The sequence below is a fragment of the Chitinophaga parva genome, from assembly GCF_003071345.1.
Classification (GTDB): Bacteria; Bacteroidota; Bacteroidia; order Chitinophagales; family Chitinophagaceae; genus Chitinophaga; species Chitinophaga parva.
The window spans coordinates 2,095,228-2,108,753 of the sequence record NZ_QCYK01000001.1 but is presented as its reverse complement, the minus strand read 5'-3'; the positions used below and the strand labels follow the sequence as shown (position 1 = coordinate 2,108,753).

The following is a 13,526-nucleotide window of genomic DNA, read 5'->3' as shown; positions in this document are numbered from 1 at the left end:
ACTCTAAGAATTAAATTTGTTGGATCAGTTCCCGGATTATTGTTGTCAGCTTGGGTTCCGCTGCTTTGGCGGCCGCCAGCACTTCTTCGTGCGACACCTTGTTTTCCTGCCCTTCCGGCACAATGCCCACATCAGTGATCACGCTCATGGCAAACACTTTCATGCCGCCATGCACGGCCACGATCACTTCCGGTACAGTGCTCATCCCTACAGCATCGCCACCTATGATATGCATATAGCGGTATTCTGCACGGGTTTCAAAGGTAGGACCTTGCACGCCCACATAAACGCCTTTATGTACAAAAATATGATGGCGGTCTGCAATGGCCTGCGCAGTTTTAACGAGTTGTTGGGAATAAGCCTCGCTCATGTCGGGGAAGCGGGGACCCAGTTCCGGTATATTTTTGCCGTGCAGGGGGTGTTCCGGCTGCAGGTTAATGTGATCCGTAATGATCATCAGGTCACCCACGGAAAAGGCGGGGTTCATGCCACCGGCCGCGTTGCTGATCACCAGGGTCTCCACCCCCAGGGCCTTCATCACGCGCACGGGGAAAGTGACCTGCTGCATGGTATAGCCTTCATAATAATGATAACGGCCGGCCATGGCTATCACGTACTGGCCGCCCAGGGTGCCCAGGATGAGGGTACCGGAATGGCCTTCCACGGTGGAAGGCGGGAAATGAGGGATCTGCCCATAGGGAATTTCCTGGCGGTCTTCAATTTCACTGGCCAGGTTACCGAGGCCGCTGCCCAGGATAATGCCCGCTTTGGGCACTGTTTTCAGGAAGGGGCGCAAAAAATCACGGGCCGCCTTTATCTGGCTTAATAGATCACTCATTTATATTGTCAGGTTGTTATATTGTTAAATGGTCAGGCTGTTGGATCGTTGGGATTGTCAGATAGCTGCATGGAAAATTGATTGACGATTAACATTTAACCATTAACTATTAACAATTTAGCAATCTGGCAATTTAGCAATTTAACCCTGTCCCGGCGCAAAGTTATTTTTTAATAAGGCAATATGCGCTAAATTAGCGCCAAATTTTATTCCGATGAACTTACACGAGTACCAGGCCAAAGAACTGTTGAAAAAATACAACGTACCGGTGCAGGAAGGCATCCCGGTAGATACGCCAGAACTGGCGGCTGAAGCTTACAAGAACCTGAAAGTACAGTTCGGGACCGAGTTTGCAGTAGTAAAAGCCCAGATCCATGCAGGTGGCCGTGGGAAAGGAACCATCGTAGGTAAAGACCAGCGCGGCGTAGCCGTTGGTAAAAACGCAGAAGACATTAAAACCATCGCCGGCAATATCCTGGGCGGCACCCTGGTAACCATCCAGACCGGCCCCGCAGGTAAGCTGGTAAATAAAGTACTGGTGGCCCAGGACGTTTATTATCCCGGCCCCAACCCCATCAAGGAATTCTACCTGTCCATCCTGCTGGACCGCGCCAAGGGTGAAAACGTGATCATGTACTCTACCGAAGGCGGTATGGACATTGAAGAAGTAGCCCACAAAACCCCGGAGAAGATCTTCAAGGAATGGGTACACCCCGCAGGTGGCCTCCAGGCCTTCCAGGCACGCAAGATCGCCTTTAACCTGGGCGTAACCGGCAATGCCTTCAAGAACATGGTGAAATTTGTGACCAATCTTTACAACGCATACATAGGCGTGGATGCCAGCATGCTGGAGATCAACCCCCTGTTCAAAACCAGCGACGACAAGATCGTAGCCGTGGATTGTAAACTGAACATCGATGACAACGCCCTGATGCGCCACGCCGACCTGGAAGCACTCCGCGACATCAGCGAAGAAGATCCCACCGAAGTAGAAGCAGGCAAATACAACCTGAACTTCGTGAAACTGGACGGTAACGTAGGCTGCATGGTGAACGGTGCCGGCCTGGCCATGGCCACCATGGACATGATCAAACTGAGCGGCGGCGAGCCCGCAAACTTCCTGGACGTAGGTGGCACCGCCAATGCACAGACCGTAGAAGCCGGTTTCCGCATCATCCTCCGTGACCCGAAAGTAAAAGCCATCCTCATCAACATCTTCGGCGGCATCGTACGTTGCGACCGTGTAGCCCAGGGCGTTATTGACGCTTACCAGAGCATTGGCAACATCACAGTGCCCATCATTGTGCGCCTGCAGGGTACCAACGCTGCTGAAGCCAAGGAACTGATTGAAAAAAGCGGCCTGAAAGTACAATCTGCCATCCTCCTCAGCGAAGCCGCTGAACTGGTAGGTAAAGCAGTGAATGCCTAAGCCCTTTTGAAAATACAGGGGACGGCCGCCCGCTAAGGACGGCCGTTTTTTTATTCCTCCCTTTTCAACTTTCCATGTTTATCCCCCGCCCGCTCCTTTTTACCCCAGCAACGGGCCCTTCCACCATTTAGTTCCCACCTGCTATCACAAATTCCTTACCTTCACGGAACCCTCCTTCCTTATATACCCTCGCAAGTGCTGCACTTTACAGCACCAAACTTTTTTATCCATACTTATATGCAACGCATCCGCCAATTCTTTTTGTTCTGCTCCGGCGCACACCCGTCTATGCTCCGCCGCGCACCTGCCGAAACCAATAAATACGCCGGCATAGGTGGTACCATTTTCTTTACCGGCCTGCTGGCCGCACTCTCCGCAGGCTATGCGCTCTGGACCGTATTTGAGGAAGCCTGGGCCGCTGTGCTCTTTGGCCTGATCTGGGGCCTCATGATCTTTAACCTGGACCGCTACATTGTGTCCGGTATGAAAAAACGGGACAAAGGCTGGCAGGAATTTCTCCTGGCCCTGCCCCGCCTCATCCTGGCCCTGCTTATTGCCATCGTGATCTCCAAGCCGCTGGAGTTGAAAATATTTGACAAAGAGATCCAGGCAGAACTGCTCGTCATGGAGCAGCAGGTGTACAAGCAGCAGGAAGACCAGGTAAAAGCCCGCTACACCGCCCGTAGTGCGGAACTGCGCAAAGATATAGACACCCTGCAAGCCGCCATCAACACACAGGCAGCCCGCCGCGATACCCTCATGCTCATTGCCCAGCAGGAAGCCGATGGTACCGGTGGTTCCCGCGTGAAGAACCTGGGCCCTATTTACAAAGCCAAGAAAGCCGATGCCGATAAAGCTGCTGAAGCCCTGCTGCAGCTGGACAGTGCCAACACCGCCCAGATCCGGGACAAGCAACACCAGCTGGCAGCCATCGACTCTTCCATGAAAGCAGATATCACGGCCATGGGCCGCGGCCGGCTCAATGGGTTTGCTTCCCGCCTGGATGCCCTGGGCCACATCACCGAAAAAAGTGCGCCCATCCGCTGGGCCAACTGGTTTATCATGCTGCTCTTCATTGCCCTGGAAACCGCACCCGTGTTCGTGAAACTCATCTCCCTCCGCGGGCCTTATGACGACCTGCTGGAACAACATGAATACCTGTACGAAATGGAACGCAAAGACCGGATGGCCCACCGGAAACAACAATCCGAAGAAAAGCAAACCATCCGCGAAACCACGAGGGAACAACGCGTGCAGGCGGCCATTGACAAAGAGCACCTGCGCCAGCAGGCCGGCTTAAACGTGGAGCAACATAAAATACAGCAGTGGGAAGAGGATCAGATGGCTAATTAGAAATTATTCCCCCGCACTTATGGAATGTGACTCCTGTGTTGCATCCTGTTGTCAAACAGCAACCCATGAGATACATACTGATCCCCGCATTATGCTTATCGCTGGGCGTAAGGGCGGAAGAGGCCAGGAAGCCCGTCCCAACTACCGTTCAGCAGGTTACCGTGTTTATAAAAGGCGCGCAGGTAACACGCAATGCCACCGTGGCACTCACCCCCGGCACCACTACGCTTGCATTCAATGGGCTGGCGGCGGATATCGAGGAAAAGAGCATCCAGGTGCAGGGCGATGGCGCTTTTTCTATTTTATCCGTGAGCCGGCAAAAGAATTATTTACACGAACAGCAGCAGGCAGACGATGTAAGCAAATTAAAAGCGCAGCTGGACGACCTGGATGAAAAAATAAAACACGAGAAGAACCAACTGCACGTGTACCAGGAAGAAGCCACCATGCTGGGCAAGAACCAGTCCATAGCCGGTGCGAACACCACGCTTACCGTGGGAGCGCTGAAAGACGCTATGGACTTCCACCGCGCGCGGCTTACGGAGATCACGGATAAAGAACAAGCCATTGAAAAGAATATCCGGTCCTTGACAGAAGCGCAGGAAAAAATAGTGAACCAGCTTACGTCGCCCCAGAAAAAACAGGACCCTACCAGCGATATAATAGTGACAGTGAACAGTAAAACGGCACTGACCGCAAAGTTCACCATCCGCTACCTGGTGAATGAAGCCGGCTGGTACCCTAACTATGACATCCGGGTGCAGGACATCAGCCACCCGCTTTCCCTGCAATACAAGGCCCGCGTATTCCAGCACTGTGGCGAGGAATGGCAGCGGGTAAAACTAAGCCTCAGCACCGGCAATCCCAATGACCGTACGGATAAGCCCACCCTCTCGCCCTGGCGGCTCTACCTGTATGACGAGCCGGTGCAGGCCCGCTTCCAGGATGCTACCGCGCCGGTAAACCAGGCCCGTGGCCGGGTACTGGACAACAACGGCGCCCCCGTGGCAGGAGCCTCCGTGCAGATCGTGGGCCGCACCATTGGCACCGTTACAGATGCATCCGGCAACTTCTCATTGAACCTCCCCGACGGCCCGCAGCGCCTCAGCATCCGCGTGGTAGGATTTGAAGACCTGGAAGTAATAGCCAATGGACGGGATTATAATAACGTGGTGCTGCAACCTTCTGATAAAAAACTGGACGAGGTAACAGTAACAGGTTACGGGGAAGCAAACAAGGATACCTACGCCCTGGAACGCCGCGTTACCGGCAGAGTTACAACCAGTAAAGTCCGGATCAGGGGCCTTGTCAGCGCTCCCACCACTACCCCGCTGGCCATCACGCAAAACTTCAGCTCCACCACCTTCACCTACGATATTGAGCTGCCCTACACCATTGCCAGCGATGGCAAACCTTACACCGTGGACATCAAGGAAGTGCAGGTACCGGCCGCCTATCAATATTTTGCCGTGCCCCGGCTGGACAAAGGCGCTTACCTCACCGCCAGTGTGGTGAACTGGGAAGACCTTAACCTGCTGGAAGGGGAAGTGAGCATTTACTTTGAAGGCACCTACCTGGGCCGTTCCCTGCTGGACCTCCAGCACACCGGCGATACGCTGCAACTCTCCCTGGGCATGGATAAGCAGGTGATCGTAAACCGCGTATTGCAAAAAGACTACAGCAAAAAACAACTGCTGGCCAATGCCAGCCTGGCCTCCCGCAGCTATGAACTGCGCGTGAAGAATAACAAAGGAGTGCCCATCCACATCACCATCCAGGACCAGGTGCCGCTGCCTGCCAGCGGGCAGGTAGAGATCATGCGCAAGGAATTTAAGGGCGCTAATTACAATGAACAAACCGGGGAGCTGGATTGGCTCTACACCCTGGCCCCCGCGGAAGAGCAGAAAATGAATTTGTCTTATACGGTGAAATACCCGAAAAATATGTACCTCAGCCTGGACTAAGTAGCATTGCATCCAAATAAAAAATCCAATCCGTTACGGGATTGGATTTTTTTATTAAGGAAGGAATCCTGCTTATAATTGAATGGTTTTGATCACCATGACGTTCCGTTTCATGGAAAATGCATACATCCAGTTGTACTCCCAGTTCATCCGCAGCACAGGCCCGTATTGCGGGTGAAAGTCCGTAGGGTCCTGCAATAGCAGCAGACCGCTGAGGTCCTTGTTCATCAGGGCGCTCTGCCGGCTGATGGAGTTGGTGAACATGAGCTTATCCCGGAAAGGCCTGATCATTTCCAGGGAGCCGGGGTCGGTAACCCCTTTGATCTCTTTGATGTACTTCACAAAAGTAGCCTTGGCGTCCTGCAGGCGCAGCAGCCCGTAACCATCGTAGATCACCTGGTCCGGCCGGCCATGGCGGCCCTCCAGGATGCGGTAAAAGCGCAGCAGGCAATTGTTCTTATTGGCATCCGTACTATCTGCCGTGAAGTACACCACGCGGAAGCGCATGTCTTCCACGGAAACACCGGTGGAATCTTCCTTGAGGATATTGCGCAGGTCATCCATTTTCACAAAACCGCCGGCGCCCTGGTACACTCCGGTGGTATCAAAGTTCAATACCTTGAAACCCGTACTGTCAGGCAGTTTCAGGTAGCCCATTACTTTCAGCTGGTTGCGGAAGATCACGGCGGTGTTGAAGACAAAAGGATATTCTGCTTTCTTTAAAATGAGGCCTTCTTCAAAACTGCTCTGGAAGGCCACGCGGCCGCTGTCATTCACAAACACAATGTTGTAGCGCTTCTTCACTGAGTCCTGGTAGCGTTCCTTCACATCGTGCAGGCGGCCAAACATATAGAGCAGGCCGCGGTAGCGGGCGTGCTCGTCATATACAAAAGTGGGCAGCGTGGGTTGCCGGTTCACGGGAAAACGTACAGAATCCGTGCGCAGCACATGTCCCTTGCGGTCTACCTTCACGAAATAGAAATGCTTGTACAAACCATACGGGTCACCGGGAATGGGTACACCCAGCACCTGGGTCAGCGTGCCATCCGGGGAGATCACGGCGCTGTCGCAACCAGGGCTTTTCTGCAGGCCTTTGGGCAGGCTGTCCAGCTCCAGCCGGTGTTGCAGGTTCACCTGCTCCGGTTGTTTGCCATGTAACATGCCGCCCAGGGAAAAGTCTACATTGAAAGCGGTGTAAATAAAGCTATCGCCCCGGGGCTCTATTTTACGGTTCATCAGCGTGTCCCACTTCTGGTCTTTGAACAGCTGGGGCACGTGCCCTTTCAGCAGCAGGAACCATTTTTCATTATTGTAACTAAAGCCGCCCATGTTGCTGAGGGGCCATTCTTTTTCCGCGATGAGGTTCAGGTCCTTGTCCAGGTACTTTACCAGCAGGATCTTATCCAGATCGCCCATGGGCAGGTTTAGCCCTTCTTTTTTGTGTTTGATGATGCCTACCACCAGCTGGTGCAGGGAGTCATCCCAGTTTGCCGCCACGGGAAAAGCATAGGAGTTTTGGCCATTGAACTGGTTGTCTTCGCGGATATCGCCATTGTCCAGCAGCCTGAATGCTTTTTGGTTAATGAGGGAGTCCTGTGCGCGCAGGCCCAGGCACAGGCCACAGAGGGCCAGGCAGGAGAGCAGGAAGGCTTTCATAGGTCTTTGGTGTTATGGTTAGCACAACCAAAAATGGAATAGGATACGGGACTAAATTACAAATTATTTTAATACGAATACATGTTGATTTATGCACCCAAGTGCGGCGCTTCAATCATGGCGTAAGTTCATGCCCATGCGATTGCAGCGCTTCAATGCCGGCCTGCTATCTTCAACGCCGGTGCGCACATCCGCTCCTGCTATTCTCATCCCTCCTGCGCCAGCTCCACTTCGTACACCGGGCTAAAAAGATACACCCGTTTTGTAGCCACTTCCTCACAGCGGAAGCGCTTGCGGATGCGCTCTCCCTTCCGGAACACGCGCCCGTCCTTGGTTTTGAACAGCGCTCCTTCCGGCAGTTGCTCCACGAAATAATGATTGGCTTTCTGGGGATCATAGCGGCGCAGCACCCGCATAAGGTGCTCATCCGCACAGGAACTGGCGGCGGGGTTGTCAATACTCTTCATGATGGCAGCTTCCACATCGGGGGGCATGTGGCCCTGGCCGGTGAAGCGGCGCAGGATCTCGGAAAACTCCTGCTTCCACTCCTTCCCGTGCGAGGCCACGCGGTTGGCATATTTCACCCAGGTGACCAGGTGTGCAATTTCGTGCAGCAGGGTAATGAGGAAAGCGTATTTATTCAGGTTGCCGTTAATGCTGATACGGTGGCCCGTTCCACCGTGGGGATGGCGGTAGTCTCCCAAAATGCTCTGGCGCTCGCGGGTAATGGTAAGGTGCACCTTGTATTCCAGGATATAAGGCATCACCTGTGGCGAGGTACCAGGCGGCAGGTAGGCCGCCAATGCATGTAAAGGAGCTTCCTGTTTGGCGGGCATCGGTTTAGCTGCGGGATTTTTGGAGCCGGAACGTGCTGGCGGTTTCCAGTATCATGTAAACAATGTAGAAACCCAGCAGCAGAAAGATCGTGGGTTTGCTCACGAAGGGGCGGTAGGCCAGTACATAAATGAGCACACCCACCAGTACAAACATCATCTTCAGCAGCATGGCTCCCATCACCAGGCGTACAAACACGCCTGCGTTCTCCGCGGTGCGGCCCTTCACGTTCATACGGTAGGTGACCAGGGAAATAAGCGCCAGCAAAAAGTTGCCGAGCAATAATACATTAAAATGCAGGCCGGCGGCTACCAGGGTTGCCTTTTCAAAAAACAGGATGGCCATGATGCCGAGGCATACTACAAAAAGCAGGATGGAAAATTTCTTCATTACGTTGGTCCGGAACTAATGTTCTTTTGCACAAAAATACAGCGGATTCCGCTCATTTCCGCTTGCTGGTATCCTTCACCACCTGGTACAGGATAGCGACCAGCGCCAGGAGCGGCAGCAACATAATGAAAAGCGGAAAAGACCAGCCCGTCCAGCGATCCAGCCGGATGCCGGCGAAAACCGCCAGCCCCAGCAACCCGATCATCTGGAAAGCCAGTCCCGAATAATATAACAGCTTACTATCAGGCTTCGTTGCCTGCTTCGGCTCCTGCTGTGACGATGGATCTTCCATTTTTCGCATTTTCTATCGGTGCCTCTTCATTGGCATCCATGTAGCAACGGCCGTTGAACTTGGCTGAAGGCTCCATTTCAAAGTGCTGTGTGTACACATCACCTTTTACCAGGGCATTGCCTTTCAGGAACAACAGGTCATCCACCTTGATAATACCCGTTACCTTACCCAGCACGTCTGCACTGCCGCAGACCAGGTCGCCGGTGATCTCTCCTTCCGGGCCTACCACGATCTTCGCTTTGGTAGACACCAGGCCGGTCACCGAGCCGTCGATACGGATATCGCCCTCACACACAATATCACCCTGGATAGAAGTACCACTGCCAATGATGTTGATATTGCTGGTCGGCAGGGTAATCTTGTTTTCATTCTTCGCGTTGCGGTTGTTGTTGCTAAACATAGATAGGTCTTAAAAGGTTCTTCAATTGGATGTAATATAATAAAAAATTGGAATATTTAATAGGTACTGTTGTCTACTTTAGGGACTTTCATCATCGTTGTGTCTAACTGTTTCGGCACATCCCCTGTGATCATTTTCTTCAGGCCATCCAGGTATTGGTCGTGCTCCCGCAGGGCTTTCTCCAGGGAATCTGTGCGCAGCTTCAGGTGAATGAACTCACGGCGTTGTTTCAGGTCGCCGTAACCTGGTATATAATAACGTAACGGTGTGAACACGATCGTGGATACGGTAATGGTTACCAGCAGCACGAACAATGTACTCAAAGCAATGTAAACACTCTTGCGCGACAGACGGAAAGCCGTTACTTCTTCATACGTGTCGTCATTCATGATCACCAGCCGGTACTTATGGTTCAATCGCTGCAGGTTACCTGCCTTTTTGTTGCTCTTCTGGTCGCGGCTTGACATATGGTATTTTACGGCTTAGGGGCTGTAAGTTATACATTCAAACACGAAATAACAATTACGAATTTCGGATATGTGACCAGCAGCCTCCCTAACGGAAGGTACTGCGTTTTATTGTGATTAGATTAATAAAAATTTTAATTTATCTTTCCGGAGCCCCGGGCCGCCATGCCGGCGGAACTGATACACAATTCCTTTCGGAGAAATAAATATCCTATCTTTAAAAATATTTTTGCCTCCAGTCAGTTTATATATAGATTTTACTACCCTGGCACCCATGAAGCGTCACAGCCTTATTTCTTTACTTTTTTTTACGGTGTTATTTTGTTGCTTGGCAGGTGTACAGGTGCTGCATGCGCAGGTTACATACCCCACCCCCACGCAGCCTACCCAGCCTAATACCACCCCCATCGTACCGAATGCCCCGGTGACCGTACCGGGCAATAATACGCCTACTGTGATCCAGGCCCCCACCCTGCCCGGGCAGGTGCAGCAACAGCAACAGCAACAAAACGGACAATATAACAACGGCCAGTACAACAACGGGCAATACAACAACAGCCAGTATAACAATAACAACGGCAAGTTTCCCAACGCCATGCCCAATGCCCCCGCAGGCGGCACCCTGGGCAAGCAGCGCCCCGGCACCCAGCGTAATAATATGCCGGTGCTCCATAATGATCAGCGGCTGCCCTCCGAGACCATGCTCTCCAAGAAATGGAACTGGAAACGCCAGTTCTTCCAGAACATGGAAACCCGCTACAATTATTACTACCACGCCAAACAAAAACTTAATAACGCGGTGCGCGGCATAGGCCTGCAATGGCAGGATGATTACAACCACCTTTTACCATTCTACCCTTACAATATCAAGAACCTGGGCGTGAATAACAATGACCTGGATTCCGTGATCATCAAGGCTTCTACCGGCATCCAGCTGCACGATCCCCGTGGCAAATGGATCCCGGATTCCTACCTGCTCATTGGCCAGGCCAATTATTACCTGGGCAGCTACCAGGACGCAGACAATACCTTCCGTTTTATCAACACCAAGTACGCACCCAAATCCAAGAACCAGTACAAGGCTATTGTAGGCAGTAATGAAAACAGCAAGGCTGGCACCAATGCCATTTCCGTAGCTACGAAAGAAAAGACCAAGGGTGTGTTTGCCTTTCTGCGCCACAAACCGGTGCGCAACGATGCCTTCATCTGGCGCGCCCGCACCCTCCTGGAAGAAGAGAACTATGACGAGGTGCGCTCCCTGGTAAACCTGCTGAATAATGACCCTAACTTCCCCAAACGCCTGCAGGGAGGACTGGCGGAAGTGCAAGCCTACAGCCTTTACCGCCAGGAAAAATATGCGGAAGCCATGGCCCCCCTGGCCAATGCCGCTGGCGCCCAAAGCAATAAATATGCAAAGGCCCGCATGTATTTCATCCTGGGCCAGCTGCACCAGCGCTTTAAGCAACAGGATTCAGCAGTGATGGATTTCAAACATGTGATCCGGCTGAAACCAGATCCTATCATGGATTTCCAGGCGCGCCTGGCCATTGCCGGCATGAACGCCGGCACGCAGGGCGGCTCCCTGGAACAGGGTATGGCTATCCTGCAAAGCATGCTGAAAAAAGACCGCTTCGTAGCCTATCAGGATATTATTTATTATAACATGGCCCTCCTGCAATCGCAGTACGGGCACCAGGATGAAGCCATTAATTACCTCCAGAAAAGCCTCAAGGCCGGCGGCGCCAATATGTTCCAGCGCACCATGAGCTTTAAGGCCATCGCAGATATTTATTACACCGGGAAAGACTACGCCCAGGCCCGCAAATACTACGACAGTACCGCCACTTTCATGTCGCCGGATTTCCCGGAGGCCAAGATGGTGAACACCCGCAAAACAGTGCTGGATGAGGTGGTGAAGAAGAAAGCCCTCATCCGCCAGGAAGACAGCCTGCAGCGCATTGCGGCCATGTCTGACCAGGACCGCACCAAGTACCTGGAAGTACTGGCCGCCCAATTGCGCCAGCAGGCGGCGGCCCAGGAAGCGGCCAACAATGCGCCGGGCAATAACTATAATTACAATCCCAACCTGCCCGGGCAGCAACTGCTTTCCGGTGTACCCATGCCCGGTATCAACAACACAGACCCGAACCAGGCAGAATGGTATTTCTATAACCCGAACAGTAAATCCATCGGCTTCACGGAATTTAAAAAGCGCTGGGGCAACCGGGCACTCACGGACAACTGGCGCCGCGCCAACGCCGGTGGGCCTGTTTCCATAGCACCCCAGCCAGATGAAACCATCGATCCTACCCTGCTGATAGCCGGCAATGCATCACCTGACAGCATCACCGGTAAATCATTGCTCAAGAACCTGCCCCTCACACCCGAGAAGGTGCAGGCCTCCCGCGTGAAACAACAGGACGCCATGTTTGACCTGGGCAAGATCTACCACGACCAACTGGAAGACGCCCCCCTGGCCATTGAAACCTACGACTCCCTGCTGATCCGCTACCCCGGTCATCCCAGGAAAGAAGAAGTATTATACTCTCTTTACATCTGGTACGGGCAGCTGAATAAACAGGACATGGCCAACAAATACAAGAACCAGGTCCTGCAGCAATACCCCACGTCCAATTTTGCCAACATTATCCAATACGGCAACAAACCCACGGATAAAAATGCGGGCAAGATCCGGGAGATCTCCACGGCTTACGATACGGCTTACATCCAGTACCTCACCGGCCGCTATCCCGAAGCGCTCGACCAGATCAACCGGATAGACTCCACCTACGGCTACAGCAGCCTGCAACCCAGGCTGGACCTGCTCCAGGCCATGACCTACATTAAACTGGACACCTCCGCCACCCGCGGCACCGCAGCCCTGCAGCAGGTGGTGAAAAAATACCCACTGGACACCGCCATTCAAAAACAGGCGCTGGCCATCCTGGACGCCCTGGGCCGCCGCCAGCAGGTGACAGACTACCTGACCAACCTGCAGTTGCAACAACAGCAGAACGGCAACCAGGTAGATGAGCACATTGATATCATTTACCCCTGGCAGCGCCAGCAAAGGCACCTGGACTCCCTGCGCATGCAACACCTGCAGGATTCCATTGCCCGGGTGACCAATGATTCCATCGCCAGGTTCCGCGCAGACTCCATTGCCAAGGCCAACCTGCCGCCACCCAAGCCGGTAACACCTTACAAACTGCCCAAAGCGGACGCCCAGGTGCCGCACTTCGTAGTACTGCTCTTCAACCGCGTGGATAAGACCATGACAGAAGACGCCCTGGCCCAGTTTACCCGCTACAACGGCGTACAACACGAGAAGGACAAAATAGAGGTGAGCAGTTTTGTATTGACGCCCACGGATATCATGCTCATATTCCGGCTCTTCCCCAATGAAAATACCGCGCTGGACTACTACGACGAGATCCGCAACGCCGCACCGGATAAGATCATCCCCCGTGTGCGCGAAACGGACTACAGGCTCTTCGTGATCTCCCGCGACAATTTCATCCTGCTGAACTCTTCCAAAGACCTGCAGGGATATGTTAAATTCTTTATGGACAACTACGCCACCCAGCAGTAAATTGTCTTAGGTCTTAGGTCTCAGGTCTCAGGTCTTAAGTCTTAAGGCCCGGGCCTTAAATACCTGTACTAGAAGTAAGGCTCCGCGCGTTATGAAAGATAAATCGTGCGGAGCCATTCTTTTTGCAGGGTAGTGTACCTGGGACTTAAGACCTAAGACCTAAGACATAGGACCTTTTTTACATCAAATTCAATAGCTTTGTACCATCACATTTATTTAATATGATACTTGGACTGATTGTTGCAGCGCAAGGCGGTCCCTACGGCGCAACACATTCCTTAACGCTATAACCAAAGCCAAACAACACGCAT

Annotated in this window: 11 protein-coding genes; 4 read left to right on the top strand and 7 right to left on the bottom strand. The window is 52.8% G+C overall.

Annotated elements, in window-relative coordinates; genetic code table 11:
- Positions 1-10: 10 nt before the first annotated feature.
- Positions 11-838, bottom strand: a complete 828-nt coding sequence (locus tag DCC81_RS08760) for a purine-nucleoside phosphorylase (RefSeq protein WP_108686161.1) — start codon at positions 836-838, stop codon at positions 11-13.
- 214 nt (positions 839-1,052) lie between these two features.
- Here DCC81_RS08760 and sucC point away from each other — a divergent pair, with 214 nt between their 5' ends.
- From sucC to DCC81_RS08745, 3 genes are all read left to right on the top strand, one after another.
- Entirely contained in the window at positions 1,053-2,267 is a 1,215-nt protein-coding gene (gene sucC / locus DCC81_RS08755) for an ADP-forming succinate--CoA ligase subunit beta (RefSeq protein ID WP_108686160.1), read from the top strand.
- Between the two features lie 237 nt (positions 2,268-2,504).
- Positions 2,505-3,620 (top strand): DUF4407 domain-containing protein, encoded by a 1,116-nt coding sequence (locus DCC81_RS08750; RefSeq protein ID WP_108686159.1) that lies wholly within the window; start codon positions 2,505-2,507, stop codon positions 3,618-3,620.
- 65 nt (positions 3,621-3,685) lie between these two features.
- A complete protein-coding gene (locus tag DCC81_RS08745; protein ID WP_108686158.1) occupies positions 3,686-5,584 on the top strand; it encodes a DUF4139 domain-containing protein in 1,899 nt (632 codons plus the stop codon).
- A gap of 72 nt (positions 5,585-5,656) precedes the next feature.
- Here the strand turns inward: DCC81_RS08745 and DCC81_RS08740 are convergent, their stop codons facing one another.
- From DCC81_RS08740 to DCC81_RS08715, 6 genes are all read right to left on the bottom strand, one after another.
- Positions 5,657-7,240, bottom strand: coding sequence for a hypothetical protein (locus tag DCC81_RS08740; protein ID WP_108686157.1), 1,584 nt, complete (start codon positions 7,238-7,240; stop codon positions 5,657-5,659).
- 206 nt (positions 7,241-7,446) lie between these two features.
- Positions 7,447-8,076, bottom strand: coding sequence for a SprT-like domain-containing protein (locus DCC81_RS08735; protein WP_108686156.1), 630 nt, complete (start codon positions 8,074-8,076; stop codon positions 7,447-7,449).
- A gap of 4 nt (positions 8,077-8,080) precedes the next feature.
- The gene (locus DCC81_RS08730; protein ID WP_108686155.1) at positions 8,081-8,464 is read right to left on the bottom strand and encodes a hypothetical protein; all 384 of its coding nucleotides are present in this window, start codon (positions 8,462-8,464) and stop codon (positions 8,081-8,083) included.
- Between the two features lie 52 nt (positions 8,465-8,516).
- The gene (locus DCC81_RS08725; protein ID WP_165806501.1) at positions 8,517-8,756 is read right to left on the bottom strand and encodes an AtpZ/AtpI family protein; all 240 of its coding nucleotides are present in this window, start codon (positions 8,754-8,756) and stop codon (positions 8,517-8,519) included.
- Positions 8,707-9,156, bottom strand: a complete 450-nt coding sequence (locus DCC81_RS08720) for a bactofilin family protein (protein ID WP_108686153.1) — start codon at positions 9,154-9,156, stop codon at positions 8,707-8,709. Before DCC81_RS08720 ends, DCC81_RS08725 begins: the two co-directional genes overlap by 50 nt.
- 56 nt (positions 9,157-9,212) lie before the next feature.
- Entirely contained in the window at positions 9,213-9,623 is a 411-nt protein-coding gene (locus tag DCC81_RS08715; RefSeq protein WP_108686152.1) for a hypothetical protein, read from the bottom strand.
- Positions 9,624-9,951: 328 nt separating this feature from the next.
- Here DCC81_RS08715 and porW point away from each other — a divergent pair, with 328 nt between their 5' ends.
- Positions 9,952-13,215: a type IX secretion system periplasmic lipoprotein PorW/SprE gene (porW, locus tag DCC81_RS08710; protein ID WP_165806500.1), complete on the top strand. Its 3,264-nt coding sequence runs from the start codon at positions 9,952-9,954 to the stop codon at positions 13,213-13,215.
- Positions 13,216-13,526 lie beyond the last annotated feature (311 nt).